A 20,848-nucleotide genomic window follows, 5' to 3' on the forward strand; every position below is an offset into this window, starting at 1 on the left:
GAGATGTAATTGTTAGCTAATTTTTTAAGTGAAGAAAGAATACAATTACCCTGCTGGATTCCTATATTTATAGCAATAGGAATCTTAATAGGATTCAGCACCACTCCAATAAATCTTCTCTATCTTTGTTTACCACTTTGTTCTCTGCTCATAGCTGCATTCTTCTGTCCTATTTTAATTCTTAGAATAATTTTAATTGCTTTTTTATCAATATTAATTGGTTTATTAGCTATAACTCTAAGGCTTAAAATGGTTAACTCACCCATTGTTCCATTTGATGATCAATTCTCCATTGTAAGAGGAAGAATTGATAATATTACCCCTCTTGATCATGGCCATCGTGTTTTAATGAGTAATTTAAAAATAAGAAATTTAGAAAAAGAAAAAACTCCTGAAAGAATTCGTTTAACCTTCCGCACCCCATTAAACAATGCAAAAATTGGTGATAGAGCAAAAGTAATGGCAATTCTTAGTAAACCTAGACAGCCTTATTTACCTAATAGTTATAATTTTGCCAGAGATGCTTATTTTAAAAAAATTGGCGCTGTTGGTCATAGTGTATCCGCATTCACGATAATTTCTGAAGACAAAAAATCCATTTTAGGAAAATTAAACACTCTAAGAAATAACATTCAGATCAGAGTTAATGAAGCTATTGGCAGTTACAATGGTAGTATTGCTACAGCTCTAATGCTTAATGAATATAGCAATATAGATAAAAAAGTATTACAAAACTTAAGAGCTACAGGCCTTGCCCATATCTTATCAGTATCTGGGATGCATTTAAGCTTAGTGGCAGCTATTTTCTTTTTTAGCTCCAGGCTGTTATTAAACTGCTTTGAACCTATTGCTTTAAGAGTTCACTGTAAAAAAATTGCCGCAACCATCTCTTTATTTGGAAGCTTAGCTTATTTACTTATTTCAGGAATGGAGGTGGCGGCGGTTAGGTCTTTTATAATGACCAGCATGATTATAATTTCAATAATACTTGATAGAACCTCAAATCCTATGCGTGCCATAGCATTAGCTGCCACGGTTATTCTAATTATTTCCCCAGAAAACATAATTCATCCTAGTTTTCAAATGTCCTTTGGAGCCGTACTGGCTTTAATTGCTTGCTATGAATTTTTTACTAAACTAAAATTCAATTTCTCTGAATTCAATTTTATTCAAAAGATTTTATTTTACCTTTTAAGCCTCAGCTTTTCATCGCTAGTTGCAGGTCTTGCCACCACCCCATTTGCCTTATATCATTTTAGCCAATCATCTAACTATAGTATTTTAGCTAATTTACTGGCCGTGCCTATAACTTCATTCTGGTTAATGCCCTGCGTTGTTTTAAGCTTCTTGCTCTATCCATTCCATCTTGAGTTTTTAAGTTTATACCCAATGCAATATGGTATCACGTTAATGCTAAATATTGCTGATTATGTTGCCAATTTGCCCCATTCGGTTAGCGTCTTTTCTAAACTTACTGATTCAAATATTCTTATTATAACCCTTGGTATATTATGGTTTTGTATTTGGAAAACTAAAATTAGAATGTTTGGAATATTGATTATAGCTTTAGGAATTTTGCTTCAATCTTTTGTTACCAAACCAGATGTTTTTGTTGATTGGGAAAGCAAAAAAATTGCAGTTTTAGACGACAAGAATCGTTTAATATTTCTAACAAAACAACTAGCCAAATTTAAAAAGAAATTACTAATGAACCAATTAGGCACTGCAGAAGCTATGCGCTATCCAAAAGGAGAATCTAATAATCTTTATTGCCAAAAAAATAATTGTGTATTTGTTAAAGATCCATATAAGCTAGATATAGATATCAGCACTATGACTATAAAAACAACTAAAGATGGCGAAGAACAATCAGTTATTCATAAAACTCAAGGTACTGAATTCATTTATCTAAAATGAGATTAATCCCACTTGGCTACAGGAGGAAGAGACATTAAAATTGCCTCAATGTTTCCTCCTGTCATAAAGCCAAATTTTGTACCTCTGTCATAGACAAGATTAAACTCTGCATATCTTCCTCTTTTACGAAGTTGAATTTCTCTTTGCTCTTCTGTCCATGGCTTATTTTTATGTGTTAGTACAATCTCAGGATAAACCTTTAAGAATGCTTCCCCCACATCTTTAGTGAATGCAAAATCTGCTGCAAAACTTCCGCTATTTATATAATCATAAAAAATTCCACCAACTCCTCTGGCTTCATTACGATGCTTGATAAAGAAATATTCATCAGCCCATTTTTTAAATTTCTCATAATATTCAGGATTATGCTTAGCGCAAGCCTGTTTAAACTCCTGGTGAAACTTACGAGTATCTTCATCATTCTCAATCATGGGATTTAAATCAGCACCACCACCAAACCAAGTTTTACTGGTCTCAATATAACGAGTATTCATATGCACTGCGGGAACTAATGGAGAACGCATATGAGCAACTAACGAAATTCCTGTAGCAAAAAACCTTGGGTCTTCTTCTGCCCCTGGAATGTTTTTACGAAACTCGGGAGAAAATTCTCCATGCACAGTAGAAACATTAACCCCAACTTTTTCAAAAACTTTACCCTTCATCACAGACATAACGCCACCGCCACCGCCATCACGTTTCCACACCTTCTGAACAAATTTTCCTTCTCCATCTATCTCTTCAAACTTAGTACATATTCTATCTCTTAAAAAAGTAAACCATTCTTCTGATCTTTCTTTTTTATTCATAATGTATCTCCTATGTTTAGGGGTTTTAAATATTACGCCCTCAAAATATATGAGTTTAAATAAAATTTACAGAACATAATCGCCTATCAAGCATTTTTCTTAATCTTTAATTAACTTATCTGATTTAATACTAACCCTATAGTGATAGATATAAACTCCAATTAAAGAGGTTGGGTATGAAAGAGAAAGGTGGAGACAATGCAAAAGATGATGAAAAAGAAGAACCAGGTGAACGTCCTTCATCTTCAGTAGTTTCTGACTATCTACCTAGCATGATATCCTTTGTGCCGCTTGTTATAACCCTAAGATATCTCCCCATAAGCTCTAATAGCGCAAGCGTAGCATCCTCCAGTTCTGATCCTTATCCAACAGAGGAGGAAGGCACTGATTATTTATATTATGCAACTATGTTTCCTGTTTTAATGCTTAGTGCATTTTGTATGGTAACTTTTCTCTGCAATGCCATATTTGGAAGAAGACCAGATTTTGATGGTCGTCATAACCCAGTATCACATCAAATAGCTGAAAATATTGGAGATGCTGTAGCTCCTACTTTAGCAGTATTTAGTACTATTATTAGACTCACCTCAACAACCATTCTAGGACAAAGAGCAACAGCAATAAACCGCTTTGTTAATAGAGGATTTGTAGCTGCTGATGTGGCTGCAAGAGCCGTCACCACTGCCGATGAACTTTATGATCATGCGATGGATAGATGCCCTATGCCAAACACTGGGAATATGAGAAGAATAGAATATGTAGCAATGCTTACAGAAAATTTTATTGTAGGGACTATAGAATTTCTAACTCATGGAATATTCGCCGCTATGAATATGGGAATGACTAGGATTTCTCTTACCCCTCAAAATAGATTATATGTGCTTGCTGGAATTTATAGAACCGCAGATCTTGCCGAAACCTTCTTTGTTACTTATACGGATGACCTTGCTTGGTTCTTAGAACACATTGTTGACACTCCCCCTATAGCAAGAATTTTAAGATCTACAGGAATTGCTGATCCTGAACACCCCATTCATGGAGTTGCCCCTAGGAATATTCCTGAAAGAATACAAGATGGAATAGAGGGTATAGGAAAAACCATAAAAGATGCAGCCCATAATGTAGAAGGTGGTTTTGAACATTTTGGAAAAAATGTACAAAAATTCTTTACCGGCAATGATGAGAACAAGAAGGAAGTAGATAATCAAGATGATGGTGGAGGTAAAATGTCTCCAGAAGAGCTGGATGAATATAATCAGCAACAAGCACAACAAAATGAAGATCAACAGGAAATTCCTGAACATTGGGTATCTCAACTCTTTAGTGAATTTCCCGCAATATACGGAGGACTATCAGAAGAAGATGATAATAATCTTAGCATTGGAGAAATGATTATTGATGCTCTTGGCCCAGACACACGTGACATTGGCACGAACACAGAAAGAGGAAATATTTTAGCATATCAAAACCTGAATGGCTCAACTAATATTGAAGGGGGGAGTTTTGATATTAACTTCCACACCACCTCTAGAGATGAAGCCAGCAGTAAACATAGAGGACTGAATGGATTAGTTAGAGGGCAACACCCAAGTCATTTAACTACCATAGATGGAATTAAAATTCACTCATATATCAATTCTGAAGGACATCTTGTTATAGTCCTGGGCGAAATTTCTGCAGAAGTAACTTCCCATAGCTCTTAACAACCACAAATAACTTTATTTATCAAAACCTATAATAATAATTTACAAATAGAAATTGCCTAGCTATTTTGAGGTTACTACAAATACTATAGCAAGGATGCTAACAATGGTAGCGCATATAAACACAGTTACTTTTCATGGAATTGAAGCAGTAGATGTTAATGTTCAAGTTCATTTCTCTCCAGGCATGCCAGCTTTTTCTTTAGTTGGTCTTCCAGATAAAACTATTGCTGAATCTAAAGAGCGTATTCGTGCCGCTCTTCATTCCATTGGATTAATGCTACCGGCTCAAAGAATCATTGTGAATCTCTCTCCTGCTGATTTAGTAAAAGAAGGCAGTCATTTCGATTTACCAATTGCTCTTGGATTGCTCATCAATATGGGAGTTATTAAATCTGAAGAAGTGAAAGATTATCTTATCTTAGGAGAATTAGCATTAGATGGAGGATTAATTCCAGTAAATGGAATTTTGCCCGCAGCTATCGGGGCTAATCAACGTAATTGTGGAATAATATGCCCCGAAGCCAATGGCCAAGAAGCAGCCTGGTCTGGTAATAACAATATAATTGCCGCTGCAAATATTATCCAATTGATTAATCATTTAAAAGAAAGGCAATGCATCGCTCAGCCAAAAATAACTGAAAATAAAACCCCTTTCTCACATATGCTAGATTTAAAAGATGTTAAAGGACAAGAAACTGCAAAAAGAGCTTTAGAGATTGCAGCCAGCGGTGGACATAATATGCTAATGGCCGGAGCGCCTGGAGCAGGAAAGTCAATGCTCGCTGCAAGAATGCCAAGTATTTTGCCAGCTATGACACCCGGTGAAATATTAGAATGCAGTATGATCTCCAGCATTGCTGGAGATATTAACGATGGTAACTTAAAAACCACCCGTCCTTTTAGAGCACCACATCATTCTTGTTCTATGCCTGCCATGGTGGGGGGAGGAGCAAACAAAAGAGTTATGCCTGGTGAAATATCTCTTGCTCATAATGGAGTATTATTCTTAGATGAACTGCCTGAATTCCCAAGAGCAGTGGTAGATTCTCTTCGTCAACCTTTGGAAGAAGGAAAAGTGAATATTTCACGCGCTAATTATCATGTAACTTACCCAGCTAAATTTCAGCTCATTGCTGCTATGAATCCATGTCGTTGTGGATTTTTAGGAGATGGAGAAAGAGAATGCAACAAAGCTCCACGTTGTGGAACAGATTACCAAAGCAAAATATCAGGCCCATTTTTTGATCGCATTGATATTTATCTAGAGGTTAATACTAGCTCCATCGATGATATCCTCCATAGTAAAGAGGCAGAAAGCTCTCAAAATATTGCAAAGCGTGTGCAAATGTCTAGAGATCTACAAGAAGCTAGGTATAAAAATTATGGAATAAAAAATAATTCAGAGTTACATGGCAATCTAATCAAAGAATTTGCTGAACCTACGGCAGAAGCAAAAACGCTCCTCAATAATGCAGCAGATAAATTGAAACTATCAATGCGTGGATATAATAGAATCTTAAAACTTGCTAGATCAATAGCAGACTTAGCTGGCGAAGTAGACATCAACAAAGCACATATATCAGAAGCACTTAACTATAGAAAACAACACTACAAACAGAATCTATTATAAAATTCAAGTATTTTCTTTGACTAATTAAGTAATAAATATTATACTTCATCATCTTAACGCTTTCATCTTAGAAGCTATAAGAAAATTACTGCTTGAATCCACCCAAGGATATCAAGTTCTTTATTAACATCTAGTAAAAAGAACTCCCAAGTTCTTTATGTAAAGGTACATTAAATATATGGCCAAATTATCGAAGGAAAGATTCAGAGAAAATACCGATATCATTGAAAATTTTAAAACAAACGAAGTCTTCGCTGATTTACTCGCAAACGCAGTACATCATAACATAAAAGAAGGTAGCTTAGTTTTCGGTGAAATTATTCGTTTAGATAATGAGTGCGCAACAGTGGATGTTGGCGCAAAAAATGAAGGTCAAGTGCCTTTAAAAGAATTCATGTTCGACGGAGAAATGCCAGAATTAAATATAGGCGATAAAGTCGAAGTATATGTAGATAAAATGGAAAGCAGAGGTGGTAAAACCATCTTAAGTAGAGAAAAAGCTATTCGTGAAAAATACTGGGCAGTGCTTGAAGGAGCTTTAGAAAAAGGAGAAACAGTAACTGCTACCATCTTTGGAAAGGGTACAGGGGGTTACACTGTTGACCTTAACGGTATTGTTGCTTTCTTACCTGGAAGTCAGGTTGATATCAGACCGATAAAAGATATCACTCCTCTAATGGGGATTACGCAACCCTTTATGATTCTAAAAATTGACCGCGAACAAGGAAATGTTGTTGTTTCTCGTAGAGCAATTCTAGAAGGTTCAAGAGAAGAAGCTCGTCATGAATTACTTGCTAACATAAAAGAAAATCAAGTTCTTGAAGGTGTTGTTAAAAACATCACAGATTATGGTGCATTTATTGACTTAGGTAGCGTTGATGGATTATTACATGTTACTGATATTTCTTGGGGTAGAATCAACCATCCTTCTGAAGTTTTAACTTTAGGACAAGTGGTTAATGTTAAAGTTATTAAATTTAACGAAGAAAGCAAACGCATCTCTCTAGGCATGAAACAATTAGAAAACAATCCATGGCAAAGCATTGAAAGTAAATATCCTAAAGGCTCAAGAATGAGCGGGAAAGTTACTAACATTACAGACTATGGTGTGTTTATTGAACTTGAACCAGGTATTGAAGGTTTAGTTCATGTATCGGAAGTTAGCTGGACTAAAAACAATATCCATCCTAAGAAAATGGTAAACCTTGGTCAGGAAGTTGAATTCATCATTCTTGATATCGATGCGACAAAACATCGTATTTCTTTAGGCATGAAACAATGCATTGATAATCCTTGGGCGTCATTTGCTGAAAAACACCCTGTTGGAACAGTATTACAAGGCGAAGTAAAAAACATTGTTGATTTTGGTTTATTCGTTGGATTTAACAATGATATTGATGGATTAGTTCATTTATCGGACCTTTCATGGGAAGAAGACAATATCGATAAGTTAAAACAATATCAAAAAGAACAAATGATTGATGTGAAAGTTTTAGCAATTGATGTTGAAAAAGAAAGAATTAGTCTTGGTATTAAACAGCTTACTGAAGAATCAGCAGCTTCTAAAGCAAGCTCTGAATATAAAAAAGGGCAAATAGTCAAAGGTAAAGTTACTGAAGTTAAAGATGATTCTATAATCTTAGAAATTACCGAAGAAATTTCTGGGTTAGTTAAAAAGATCGACTTATCCTCAAATAAAGATAATCAAAAATGTGATTTATTCAGTATTGGCGATGAAGTGGAAGGAAAAGTAAAAAGCTTTAACTCAACTACAAAAGTAGTTTCTTTATCTATTAAAGCTTTAGAAGACGATGAACATAAAAAAGCTATCGCTGAGTATTCTGGATCTGACTCTGGAAGTACCGGAGCAAGCTTGGGCGATATTTTAGGACAAGCTCTTAATAAAAAATAGCATCAAGCAATAAAGTGTTGTTATCTCTAATTTTTAGGGATAACAACATAACCTATTACTCTTAAAAATTATATTATATATAAGAAGAATATATCCCCGAACAAGAACGTTCGAGGATGATAGGGATTTAATTAACCAACGATCTCGTTTGGGTCAAAGAAGAAATTAATCTCAATAGCTGCATTTTCATCACTATCTGAGCCGTGAACAGTGTTTCTTTCTATATCCACCGCTAGTTCTTTACGAATAGTACCAGCTTCAGCATCTTTAGGGTTAGTTGCTCCCATTACTTGACGATATAGAGGCACTGCATTTTCTGCTTCTAATACCTGAACTACAACGGGACCAGAAGTCATAAAACTAACTAAATCATTGAAAAAAGGACGCTCTTTATGAACCTCATAAAACTCTTCAGCTTGAGCCTTGCTTAGCAAAACTCTTTTTTGAGCAATGATACGAAACCCTGCAGCTTCAATAATAGTATTTACTTTTCCTGTGATATTACGTTCTGTAGCATCAGGTTTAATAATAGACAATGTTCTAGTCATAAAACTCCTAAAAATTTTTAAAATGTTATTAAAATTGATTATAGACAGTTAATAACATAAAGATATAAAAGAAAATGTCAAGAAAGACTAAGCTTAGACAGTTAGTTAAGAACTATATTTTTAAACATCAACTCTGCTGTTAATATATCTTTTTTTGCTAGCATTTCTAATTCTGTTAAGTCATTGAGTCTAGTAAGCAATTGCTTATCATCCCACAGCCTTAAACTTCTATTAAAATCATTCACTTGCTTAAAAAATACTGGCGGGAATAAACTGGACATTGCTTGCTGATCTGTTTTACCTTGCGTTATCAAATGCTTAACTTGATATAATCGATAAAAATGACGAATAATAACTCTAATTATTGAAACTAAATTATATCCTGAGTTTTGTAATTTAATTAATAAAGATTCAAGGTCTTGTTGTTCTTTCAAAGATATTTTATAACATAGTTTATCAAGCGTAACCTCACCTTGTGAATCCAAATATCCTTGCAGATCTTCTTCTACAACACTCTTTTTATCACCTAGAAACAAACAAATTTTTTCAATTTCATTTATAATTAACATCCTATCACCAGTAGTAATAGAATTTACTAGCAACTGAATAGCAGAACGTTCAATATTTATTTGCTTTTTCTTAAATATCTGTTGAATAAGAACAGTAATTGACACAGCATCGTCTCTGTAGCAAGCTACTGCAGCAACATTATTATTAGATTCAAAAAACTTTCTTAAAGCAGAATCAGTTCCCAAATCACCAGCATAAAATACTAATAATCCTTGATATGTTTTACCTTTTAACAAGTCTCTACAACTCTCTGTGAAACCAGCACCGTTACATTCAATAGAAATCATTTTCTCCTTAGATGAATCTTTTAGAAACAAGCTTTGAGAGCTCAAATGATCTAGTAGAATTATTGGGTTATTTTTAATTTGATCATAATTAAATTTCTGAATAAGATTCCTGGCTTTTCTAAGTAAATCCATTCTCATCCTAACCAAACCATTATCAGGACCATATAGCAAAACTGCTTTTGTTGATTTTGGAACATTTAGAATAAATTTATCTATGTCCTTAGGAGGGATTTTCAACTACTCACTCCTTGCTGATAACACTAATATTAAACGACTTTTTAACTCTTCACATAATTCTTTTATAATATTATCATTAGTATAACGCTCTGCTATATAGTTAGCAAATTCTGATTCACCTACATCATAACTACTGTATAAATATATGCTTCCTTCATCAATGGTTTCTTGAGTATCTATTTCAGTTAATTGATATTGAAAATTAACCTTAACCTTATAACGAGTAGATATACTATCCTTAAGCGTACCTACAGCAATAAGTTCATTACTTACATTTATAGTAAGATTATAAATAGGAGAAGTTCCAAAATCTTCACCTAAACCTTCTGAAATTAATCTTTGTATCTTGGGTTGATTTGGCCCTTCTACTTTAAATAATTTTATTAACTCAAGATCCTGTTCTCCTCCAGAATTTTTAGCTAACATTGGCTTAAACCCACAAGAAACAACAAAAAATAGTATTGCCACATATCTAATTATTTGCATAACTTACACCACTATATTAAGAATCTTATTTGGAACGAGAATTACCTTTTTTATCTCATCCCCTACTATAAATTTCTTAACATTTGGTATGGCTAAAGCTAAGTCTTGTATTTGCTCTTTTGTTGCTTCAGGAGATACTTCTAGAGTAGAGCGCAATTTTCCGTTCACCTGAACTGCAATTGTTACTAGACTACTTTCCAATAAGCTAGGATCAGCTTTAGGCCAAGAAACTTTATCCAAAGAATCTTCTCCTCCCATTTTCTGCCATAATTCTTCAGCAATATGAGGAGTAATTGGAAATAATACTTTTAATAAGATCGTTATCCCCTCAGATATAATCTTTTGATTATCCTTTATTTTAGGAATTGTAAAAATAATGTTGGATAACTCCCTAATGCCTGCTACTACAACATTAAGAGATAGAGATTGATAATTATCACTAATGTGTTTAAGTAACTTATGAATTTTTTCTCTGGTCTTTTGTTGCTCTTGACCAATATCATTAGATGCTTTTTCTATTTCTTGTATCTCATCAACAAAACGCCACAACCTGGCCAAATATTTATATGCACCTTCTACTCCACTATCACTCCATTCTAAATCTTTTTCTGGCGGACTATCTGAAATCATAAATAGCCTAGCAGTATCAGCACCATACTTAGCTATAATTTCTGTAGGACTAACTATATTTTTTTTAGACTTACTCATCTTTTCACTACGCCCAACGGTTACACCATCACATAACGCAGCTTCTTCAGGGTATATCCACCTACCCTCCTTATTTTTATAGGTAACATGCAACACCATTCCTTGCGTAAGTAATGAAGTAAATGGCTCTTCAATTTCAATTAAACCGCATGATTTCATAGCCTTCATAAAAAATCTTGCATAAAGAAGATGCATTGCAGCATGCTCAATTCCACCAATATATTGATCAACAGGCATCCAATAATTTATATCTTCCTCAGATGCAAATCGCTCTGATAAGTGAGGCGAACAATAACGAAGAAAATACCAAGATGATTCAAAAAAAGTATCAAAAGTATCTGTTTCTCTTAAAGCATCAGCATTACATTCTGGGCATTTAACATATTTCCAACTTGGATGACTATCTAGAGAATTCCCAGTTCCTAAAAACTCAACATCTTCTGGTAACTTTACCGGCAAATCAGCCTTAGGAACTGGGACAACTCCACAATAATCGCAGTGAATCATAGGAATTGGGCACCCCCAATATCTTTGCCTAGAGACTCCCCAATCTCTCATACGGTAACTAATAACTTTCTTACCGGCATCAAGTTCAACTAATCTAGAAATAGAAGCTTTTTTTGCTTTTCCAATTGTAAGATTATTTAGAAAATCAGAATTAAAAATAATACCATCACCAATATAGGGCTTTAGATTATAATTCCAGTTTTCTTCAGCTTTTACTACAGGCAAGATAGGTAATTTATATTTCAAGGCAAACTCATGATCACGAGAATCATGCGCAGGGCAGCCAAAAACAGCCCCAGTTCCATACTCCATTAAGACATAATTAGCTACATAAATAGGAAGTAATTTCTTAGTAAATGGGTGAACAACATTTAAATTAAGAGAAACACCTCTTTTTTCTACTTTCTCAATTACATCTTCTGCAGTCCCAATTTTATCGCATTCACTAATAAAATCTTTTAACTCTGTGGTTTTATTAGGTAACTCATCTAGTAAAGGATGGTGAGGCGATAAAACAATAAAACTAGCTCCATACAAAGTGTCAGCCCTAGTAGTAAAAACCTCAATAGCATCTGACCTATTTTCAATTTTAAAATTAATTAAAGCTCCTTGAGATTTCCCAATCCATTTTTCCTGAATGGACTTCACTGAATCTGGCCAATTCTCTAATTTGCTGTTACTTGGTAATAACTCTTCAACATAATCGCTAGTACGAAGAAACCATTGACGTAATTTCTTTTTCTCAACAACTGCACCAGAACGCCACCCTTTTCCATCTACAACTTGCTCATTAGCAAGCACCGTATTGTCAACTGGATCCCAATTAACAAAAGATTCTTTTTGATAAGCTATTTTATTTTGAAAGAAATCAATAAAGATCTCCTGTTCATGCTTGTAATAACTAGAAAAACAAGTGCTAATTTCCCGATTCCAATCATAAGAAAATCCAATCGACTTAAAACCTTCTCTCATCTGAGAAATATTATCAATGGTCCAATCATGAGGATGACATTTATTCTCAATAGCCGCATTCTCAGCAGGCAATCCAAAAGAATCCCACCCTATGGGGTGAAGCACATTAAATCCGTTAGATCTTTTAAATCGAGCAAAAACATCACCTATAGTATAGTTCCTAACATGCCCCATATGTAACTTTCCAGAAGGGTATGGAAGCATTTCTAGTATATAACACTTTGGCTTGTTTTTATCTATATTGGCCGAATATAACTGCTTTTCCTGCCAATAATTTTGCCACTTTTTCTCTATAACTTTATGATCATAATTAGACATATAGCACCTAATTAATTACTTGCTTTTGCTTTCAAAGCAATAGCTCTTTTTAAGATATTATCTTCAACAGTGCGAACTAATTCTTTGCTGACCTCAGCTGATTTCCACTGCCCGGAAACAGTCTGAACTTTCCTAAAGGCACTAACTTTTATTGAGTTAATTTGCAACTCTGAACTTAAAACCAAAATGTTAAACTTAAACTTTTCATTCGGAGTCTGAGGAGACGCGTACCAATCCGTTAGAATAACACCACTATTTGCATCTACAGAAATAAGAGGCATAAAAGAAATACTATCAAGAGCTGCTCTCCATAAATAGCCACCAGAAAATCCTGTTCCACCACCCGGATCTGAACTCTTCTTGCCACCATAAATGACTATTGGATCATCACTTTTAGTAACTAAGCTTTTCATATCATTTTCACGACGATCTTCTGGGGTTTGAGGTTTGTATTCTGCGTCTCCCCTTTCTATAGTAGGGCTACAAGCTACAACAACCCCTAATAATATAATACTTAGTACTCTAATCATTTTATTCTCCAACTCTAGTCATCTAGCTCTACGTATTCTACTTTTTCTATTTCATATGTACGAATTCCTTTAGGAGTGACTACATCAACAGAATCTCCCTCGTTTTTTCCAATTAAAGCTCTAGCAATAGGTGAAAAAATAGAAAGTCTATTTTTAGTTAAGTCAGCTTCATATTCACCAACTATAGTATAAGAAAAAGATTCTTCAGTATCTTCGTCAATTAATTTTACAGTAGCACCAAATTTCACAGTAGGTCCAGACATTTTAGAAATATCAATCACCTCAGCTCTAGAGCTTTTGCTTTCTAAATCCATTATCCTGCCTTCAATAAATCCTTGCTTTTCTCTAGCTGCATGATATTCAGCATTCTCTGACAAATCCCCTAATTCCCTAGCCTCTGCAATAGCTTGAATTACCGCAGGCCGCTCAATAGATTTAAGAGTTTTTATTTCTTCAATTAATTTTTGATGACTTTTTAATGTAATTGGAAATCTTTCCATATAATAATTCCTTTAATTTAGCAATTGAACAGAAAAGCAACCCTTGTTTTAACACTATTTTATGTAAATGTAAAATATGAAAGAGAAAGAACTTAAATTAACTTACTAAAACACTCACAAATAATATTTATAATAATATAAATATTCAACTATTTCTTTTAGAGGAAAGAAATTTCAATGCTTTTAGAACTATTCTAGAAAAGCTTAAGCTGCTTTTTCACGCTTTTTCAACTCATTTTCTCGATTCTCTAAATCTGATACAAATTCCCTAGATACATTTTCTATCTCTTGCAAAGAAACTGGGTTATCATTAAAAGCCGGTCTTTTTTCTTTCTTCTTAGGATCAATAATCATAACCTTTTTAAATCTAACATCGATATTATTCTTAAATTGATCATTCCCTCTATTCCTAATATTTGAAAAAAACTCCATTCTTCTTGAAGACTTAAACAAAGAACTAGGAACTAAACTCTCTACCGACCTAAGCTTTACAGCCCTAGCTCTAGGTGGAATCTCAGCCAAAGCGTTAACTTGAAATATAGCAGCAAAAAACACTAAACCTATAAACCTAACGTAACCTTTTAATCCATTTCTCATAATCATAAAACCTACCTTAAAAAAGATATTATAAAAGAAAAACTTAGGAACATCAAATGATTAATCCCCCTACTACAAGACTACAATAATGATAAATATAATACTATACAATTCTTGGGAAAATTCCTTGCGGAACAGGAAGCTCGCTTCCTGGCTTCAATGCATGTTCTATGCTTACACTTTCAAAAGACTTATCCTCCACTCCTAATTGAGTAAGAAGCTTTTCCATGGAATCAGGTATGAAAGGCAACAAAAGCAATCCTATATAGCGAATCATTTCTACTAATATATATAACACCTCTAACATTTTGCCATGATCTGTCTTACGCAAAGCCCAAGGAGCCTGATCATCAATGAATAAATTAGCATCGCTAGCTATACCAATAACAACATCTAAAGCATGACTGAATTTTTGAGACAACATAAATTCTTGATAAGCACTAACTTTATCTTTTAAACCATTAAGCAATGGATTCTGATACATTTTATCTATATTTACATCAGGAATTCTTGCATCAGCATTTTTATTAATAAAAGCTAGAGTTCGTTGAGCAAGATTCCCTATATTATTAGCAAGTTCACTATTCACTCTATTTTGCATATTAAGTTTAGAAAAATTTCCATCCTGACCAAATGGAACCTCACGCATTAAAAAATATCTGGTTTGATCCAGCCCAAATTCTTCAACTAAATCCACAGGATCGATAACATTACCAAGAGATTTAGAAATTTTCTGTCCTTCATTAGTCCACCACCCATGAGCAAGAATTTTTTTAGGCAAGGGAACATCTGCAGCCATTAGAAAAGCTGGCCAATATATAGCGTGAAACCTTAAAATATCCTTACCTATAATATGTAGATCAGCTGGCCAGAAATCATTATATAACTCTGTGTTGTTTGGATAGCCTAAAGCAGAAATATAATTAACAAGAGCATCTAACCATACATACATCACGTGATCTGAATCTCCTGGAACTTTTATTCCCCATTTAAAACTAGTGCGCGATACCGACAAATCAAATAAGCCACTTTTTACAAAATTGATCACCTCATTGCGACGCGATACTGGCTCAATAAAATTAGGATTATTTTCGTAAAACTTAAGTAACTTATCTTGAAATTTTGACAGAGCAAAAAAATAGCTAGGCTCTTCTATCCATTCTACTTCTGCGCCTGTTGGAGCTTTACCATCAACCAACTCAGACTCCGTATAAAATGCCTCATCACGCATTGCATACCAGCCAGCATATTTATCTAAATAAATATAACCATTCTCTACTAATTTACTCCATAAAGCCTTAGCTCCTTCTTTATGCCTCCCTTCAGTAGTGCGAATAAAATCATCATTAGATAAATTTAATAACGACGATAAATCTCTAAACCTCTGCGAAACTTCATCAGTAAATTTCTGCGGATCAACACCTTTTATTTTAGCAGACTTCTCCACCTTCTGTCCATGCTCATCAGCACCCGTTAAAAAATGTACTTTAACCCCAGACATACGCATGAATCTTGCCATAACATCACAAGCTAAACTCGTGTATGCATGACCAATATGCGGTGCATCATTAACGTAATAAATGGCAGAAGTTATATAATAATTTTTAGACACAATACGCCTTTCTAAAAAGAGTTCTTTAAATAAGGATTATACTAAAAAACTCAACCAAGTCTATTTAATTCAAACAATAAAGAGCTTTTCTAAGATGATGAACTCCAAGTTACGCAGCAAGATTTGTTATTATCTAGAAAGACGCGCCTTATTTCTTCTTTGTGCTATCTTATTTACTTCTCTTCTTTCTTTTCTATTAACAGGATTTTCTTTAGCAAACACACCTGACTTTAGCTTGAATAATACGGACTCAGATTCTATTTTGCTCTTATTCCATTGTTCTGTGCTCCTAGTAACCTCATCAAGATGAGCAGTAGGAAAAAAATTTTCCTTAGAACTCTCCTCTGGAGGAAACACAGTATTTGCCTCACTTCCCCTCTCTGGAATCACTGTGGCACCCCCACCTGAACCTACCGTAAAACCTATTGCTCCAGCAATCTTACCAAACCAATTTCCTGTATAATGATTTATCGCTTGTAATAGTGGTAATGCACCACTTGTTACTTCATAATTAGGGGCTTGTTTATTCCCTTCAGATATATAATCTCCTGAGATCATTACTTGAGGTGCCTTAGATCCTTCTGCTATTTCAAATTGAGAAGAGAAAGCTTGAGGTGTTACCCCTTCTAATCCAACAGTTGGAGGGGCTTTACCTTCTGATTTAAAAGCATTCACTGTTCGAATCTTTTGTTTCGCCCTTTGCGCCGCTCTAAAATCTGCTTTTGCTCTATTTTTTTTAGATTCATTACCTTTATATTCTTCTGCAGATTTTTTTGCAACTTCTGAAACTAATGCCTGAGAATTTGAAACTTTCACAACATCAATTTTAGGAATGTTATGTGTTTCCATAGTTGCTGTCACCAACATTAAATTTGTGAGTATATTCTCTATAAACGCGTGATCTCCACTAGGAACCAATTTCTTAACTTCATCTAAAGACTTGTTACTCAATAAACCAATCAATTGCTCAACATTTTGCTTTGTATAACTCTTATCTTCAGGTGATTTTAGATTATTGTGATGCAGTAAAGATAATACAGAGTTATATATATTTCCAGCACCTACTACCTTTGCTCCTGAATTTATTTCTTGATCAATCCATTCAGATTCCCTCAAGTTAAAATTACCTTTGAGAGCATCTATAGATGCTCTCGTATCACCAGTGAATGGATAAATAGACTGTCCTTCTGACAATTTTACTAAACCTGCAACAGTATCTCTTGCAGCAGCAGAAGAAAATGCATCCCCAACCACGTCAAAAGTTTTCTTAGTATCATTCTCTCTAGTAAATTGTCTACTTCCACCTCCAGCATCTAATACCACTACTTTTTCATGTGATACTTGTTCTTTTGCGCTTTTAAAAGCATATATCCCCTCTTCTTTTTGAGAAATAACTTTTAAATCAATATCAGCAACTCCCTGCTCTTCAAGCCTTTGAGCTAATTCACCCAATAGCTCTGGTGCATTATCTGCTTTTCTTAAAGCTGCGGTACCAATCAATCTAAAGCCTATTTTTTTTGATGGATTAGCTTCTTTAATTTTTTTTATAGCATCTATCATTGTATTAAGATAATGCTCTTTGATTTCCTCCGAAAACTTATTTCCATATTTATCATATATCTCCTTAGAGGATTGATTTCGCTTTTGCACCGCTTCTTCAGAATATGGAGATGCATAAAAAAGTTCAGACATATGAAGAAGGTTACCCTTTTCATCATAAGCATTTTGAATAACACCATTTTTTTCTATTTCATGCATTAATCCATTTTCTGTCAAGTCTTTTGCAAGAGGCATAGAAGCTCCATAATAATCAACAGATTTAGTCTCTCCTGTTTTTCTGTCAATAATAGCCTCTCCAAATTTCACACTGCCTGAACCACTATCTACTGCTAGAACTAACATTTCTGATGTATTACTTTTGGGCACGCGCTATCTCTCCTTTTTCTATTGTAAAGCGACTTACAATTAGTTATTACACTTAACCGAATTTGCATATAAATTTAAACGACATAAGTTAAATAAAGATTAACTTTTATTACAAAACAATAGAATAACTATGATATTTTATAATCAGAGGGATATTTCAGAGTTTTATTTAACAATTAGAAGTAAAATCATTTATAATATATCACATTAGTATTCTACTTTAGTAAAATACAGTCCATGAGGAGGGGCAGTAACTCCAGCTTTAGAACGATCCTTTAATTCAAGAACTAACTTAATATCATCCACATTCCATTGACCTAATCCAACCATCTGCAAACTCCCCACTATATTACGTACCATATGATAAAGAAAAGAAGACGCCCTAAGGTTAAAAATAATTCTCTCTCCCTCTCTATATATTTTTATTTCATCAATTTGCTTCACTGGAGATTTGGCTTGACAATTTGCAGCTCTAAAACTTGTAAAATCATGCATTCCAACCAAATGATTAGCCGCTTCCTGCATTTTCTCTACATCTAACTTAGAACGTATATGCCAAGCTCTATTAACATCTAATACACTAGGCACAGACCTATTAATAATTATATATTGGTAATTACGTTTCTTGGCGGAAAACCTAGCATGAAATTCATTATCAACTTTTTGACAGTCAAGTATTATGATTCTATTAGGCTTTAGAAAATGATTTATTGATCTTTGCACTACATATTCTGGATATTCATCTTTAAGCTCAAAATGGGCAACTTGGCCCAAAGCGTGCACCCCTGCATCTGTTCTACCAGCCACATAAATATTAACCTTTTCTTTTGAGAATTTTTCTATGGCCTCTTCTATGAATTGCTGCACAGAAGGACCTTCAGCTTGGCGCTGCCAGCCATAAATTCCTGTACCATCATATTCAATAGTAATTTTATATTTAGGCATTTTTAATTTTAATCTTAGTAAATTTTATTAAATAAGAACTATCATAAAGATTAATAAATGTCTAAAATATTTTATAATATAATTACTGACTTCTTCCTTTGTTTTTACTCATAATTTTCTTTATACTAGATGAGTTATTTTTTTCAAAAAAATCATCAGGATTTAATGCCTTTCTTAAATTCTCAACAAGTTTTTTTTCTACATATTGTTCTATTCTTTTGTCCTGAGACTTAACTTCTTTCAGTTCCATTCCCAAGCTCTTTCTTATCTTGTTTTCAAGCTCAGTTAACCATGCTTTAAAACCAGCTTGAGGTATTTTTTTAGCAGCCTCAATTAACATTGGTCGAGTTTTTTGCATTTGCTTATCTTCTAGCCCGCTTTCTGTTTTAAATTTCAACATCATACTATCTAACTTTCCTTTCTTTTCTGAATCTGGAGACTGTTCTTCTAAAAATTTAGAATTGTTTTTTCTCTCTGCGTCAACATTCAGCATAAAATTCTTTAAGGCAGAAAATAACTTATCCCCTTCTTCATGAGCAGGTTGCGTTTGAGACGTCTCAGCCTGATTTATAGACTTATCTTTATTCGCAATATCTAAAGCCGATTTACGATCTATTTCTTCACCTTGAACTTTGTCTGCAAGACCCGTTACATTTGAAGACACTCCTATTTCTTGAAGAATATCTTTTACTTCATTTTCTGCTTCTGCTTGAGAAATATCTCTCGCCTCAACTAGTGGTATCTCTTCATTTACTAACTGCTTTAACTCTTCAGTAATAAGACGCTTATCCATCTCCATGGTCATTGGTGGATTTTCGTCTTCTTTTAGCCCAAGCGCCTTATATATCTGATATTCATTTGCTTCTTTAATATAAGAATCCATATTATCTTTTAAAACTCCTTCAGGAAGCTTATCCTTTAGTAACTGCAGTCTTGCTGACCTATATCCCAATTCAAAAAGCAGGACCTGCTTCATTGCTGTTTTTTTTATTTCTTTATTTTCTTTTGTAGCGTTAGTATAATTTTCTACTGATTTTTTTAGGTCATCACTTAATTCAGGAGATAAATCCGATAAGATTGTTGTTTTCTCAATTTTTTTTGTAGAAGAATTTGATTTTGAAGCAAAAGTCTTTTGTAAATCTTTTGCAGAAGTAATAAATTTTTTTACTGCTCGTCGTGTGTCTATTTTTTTAGCTAACCCACCCTTCAAAACTCCTGTTTGTTCATTCAAGGCCTCTATTATATTGGTACTTTCAAAATTAACTCCAACCGTTCCATATTTTCCTATCGCATCGCCTAAATTTTTATGAGCCTTTATATTAAGCCGCTCTAATCTTAAATATTCTTGCTCTGCCTCTGTAGTAATTTCTTCTCTAGAATTCTTTATAAATTTAATAGATTCTTCTTTTATTAATTTTCTTTTTTGTCCTCCCAGAAGCCTTCTCTGTCCTATCTCCTTAATCTTTTCATCTAACTCTTGCCTATCTAATTTAAGCTCAACAATTTTATCATTTATGCCCTCTATTGTCTCTAAAACATCAATTCTAGAATTCTCCGCCTCAATTGCGTTCTTCTTTTCTCTAGCCACTTCCAATTGGGAAGAGTATTTTGTACGTATAGAATGTGCAGATTTTAATAACTCTAGAAATCCAACTTCCAACGCCTTCTGCTTTTGATCTTCAGATAAAGTGAGAGCACCTTCGGGGGGCTGTATAAATTGTTGCAATAATTTTGTAACCGCCTCTGGATTACCTTCATTAGCGGCTAGGCTAAGAAAATTTCCCTCAATAATACCCTGAGGTGCAAGGCTACGTATTCCTCCTTTAATATCATTAACTGGTTTTGCAAAATCTTTTGCAGTTAACTTCTCCACGATTTTTTTAGAAGCAATGGGAGTAGGAGCTTGAGGAGTGCTAGTTTGCGAAAGTCCTAATTCTGATAATTGCTCAGGAGAAGCACCTTTATATGCTTCCAATATTCTAAAGGCTCTAATATTGTCAGGAAGATGAGCTAAATTTTTATTTATTTCAGCTGCCTTTTGATTAGCCTCTGCTAATTGTGTTTTTGTTAATACCATATCTTTCTCTCCTATTGATATTTTAATAACAAATAAGAATACCGAAAAAAATAT

General features: G+C 34.0%; 16 protein-coding genes. 4 read left to right on the top strand and 12 right to left on the bottom strand.

Going from position 1 to position 20,848, the window contains the following annotated elements; translation table 11 throughout:
- Positions 1-9 precede the first annotated feature (9 nt).
- On the top strand, positions 10-1,917 hold the full coding sequence (locus tag N4A31_07065) for a ComEC family competence protein (protein ID MCT4635975.1): 1,908 nt from the start codon (positions 10-12) through the stop codon (positions 1,915-1,917).
- 2 nt (positions 1,918-1,919) lie between these two features.
- Here N4A31_07065 and hemF read toward each other — a convergent pair whose 3' ends face one another.
- Positions 1,920-2,726, bottom strand: a complete 807-nt coding sequence (gene hemF, locus N4A31_07070) for an oxygen-dependent coproporphyrinogen oxidase (protein MCT4635976.1) — start codon at positions 2,724-2,726, stop codon at positions 1,920-1,922.
- A gap of 176 nt (positions 2,727-2,902) precedes the next feature.
- Here hemF and N4A31_07075 point away from each other — a divergent pair, with 176 nt between their 5' ends.
- The 3 genes from N4A31_07075 (at position 2,903) to N4A31_07085 (ending at position 7,974) form a co-directional block, all read left to right on the top strand.
- A complete protein-coding gene (locus N4A31_07075) occupies positions 2,903-4,429 on the top strand; it encodes a hypothetical protein (protein ID MCT4635977.1) in 1,527 nt (508 codons plus the stop codon).
- 106 nt (positions 4,430-4,535) lie between these two features.
- A complete protein-coding gene (locus tag N4A31_07080) occupies positions 4,536-6,062 on the top strand; it encodes a YifB family Mg chelatase-like AAA ATPase (protein ID MCT4635978.1) in 1,527 nt (508 codons plus the stop codon).
- Between the two features lie 178 nt (positions 6,063-6,240).
- Positions 6,241-7,974 (top strand): 30S ribosomal protein S1, encoded by a 1,734-nt coding sequence (locus tag N4A31_07085; GenBank protein MCT4635979.1) that lies wholly within the window; start codon positions 6,241-6,243, stop codon positions 7,972-7,974.
- Positions 7,975-8,105: 131 nt separating this feature from the next.
- Here N4A31_07085 and ndk read toward each other — a convergent pair whose 3' ends face one another.
- The 11 genes from ndk to N4A31_07140 all read right to left on the bottom strand — a co-directional run bounded on the left by ndk (position 8,106) and on the right by N4A31_07140 (position 20,794).
- Positions 8,106-8,522 (bottom strand): nucleoside-diphosphate kinase, encoded by a 417-nt coding sequence (gene ndk, locus N4A31_07090; protein MCT4635980.1) that lies wholly within the window; start codon positions 8,520-8,522, stop codon positions 8,106-8,108.
- A 101-nt stretch (positions 8,523-8,623) separates the two neighbouring features.
- Positions 8,624-9,616: a hypothetical protein gene (locus N4A31_07095; GenBank protein MCT4635981.1), complete on the bottom strand. Its 993-nt coding sequence runs from the start codon at positions 9,614-9,616 to the stop codon at positions 8,624-8,626.
- Positions 9,617-10,102 (bottom strand): hypothetical protein, encoded by a 486-nt coding sequence (locus N4A31_07100; GenBank protein ID MCT4635982.1) that lies wholly within the window; start codon positions 10,100-10,102, stop codon positions 9,617-9,619.
- Positions 10,103-10,105: 3 nt separating this feature from the next.
- Positions 10,106-12,607: a leucine--tRNA ligase gene (leuS, locus tag N4A31_07105; protein ID MCT4635983.1), complete on the bottom strand. Its 2,502-nt coding sequence runs from the start codon at positions 12,605-12,607 to the stop codon at positions 10,106-10,108.
- Positions 12,608-12,618: 11 nt separating this feature from the next.
- Complete coding sequence (locus tag N4A31_07110; GenBank protein ID MCT4635984.1) at positions 12,619-13,137, bottom strand: DUF3576 domain-containing protein; 519 nt, start codon at positions 13,135-13,137, stop codon at positions 12,619-12,621.
- 14 nt (positions 13,138-13,151) lie between these two features.
- Complete coding sequence (gene greA / locus N4A31_07115) at positions 13,152-13,637, bottom strand: transcription elongation factor GreA (GenBank protein MCT4635985.1); 486 nt, start codon at positions 13,635-13,637, stop codon at positions 13,152-13,154.
- A 204-nt stretch (positions 13,638-13,841) separates the two neighbouring features.
- Positions 13,842-14,240 (bottom strand): hypothetical protein, encoded by a 399-nt coding sequence (locus tag N4A31_07120; GenBank protein MCT4635986.1) that lies wholly within the window; start codon positions 14,238-14,240, stop codon positions 13,842-13,844.
- Between the two features lie 97 nt (positions 14,241-14,337).
- Entirely contained in the window at positions 14,338-15,846 is a 1,509-nt protein-coding gene (metG, locus tag N4A31_07125) for a methionine--tRNA ligase (GenBank protein MCT4635987.1), read from the bottom strand.
- Positions 15,847-15,975: 129 nt separating this feature from the next.
- On the bottom strand, positions 15,976-17,772 hold the full coding sequence (locus N4A31_07130) for a hypothetical protein (GenBank protein MCT4635988.1): 1,797 nt from the start codon (positions 17,770-17,772) through the stop codon (positions 15,976-15,978).
- A 207-nt stretch (positions 17,773-17,979) separates the two neighbouring features.
- Entirely contained in the window at positions 17,980-18,717 is a 738-nt protein-coding gene (gene truA, locus N4A31_07135; GenBank protein MCT4635989.1) for a tRNA pseudouridine(38-40) synthase TruA, read from the bottom strand.
- A gap of 82 nt (positions 18,718-18,799) precedes the next feature.
- Positions 18,800-20,794: a hypothetical protein gene (locus N4A31_07140; GenBank protein ID MCT4635990.1), complete on the bottom strand. Its 1,995-nt coding sequence runs from the start codon at positions 20,792-20,794 to the stop codon at positions 18,800-18,802.
- Positions 20,795-20,848: the final 54 nt, after the last annotated feature.

This window comes from Rickettsiales bacterium (genome assembly GCA_025210695.1).
GTDB lineage: Bacteria > Pseudomonadota > Alphaproteobacteria > Rickettsiales > CANDYO01 > CANDYO01.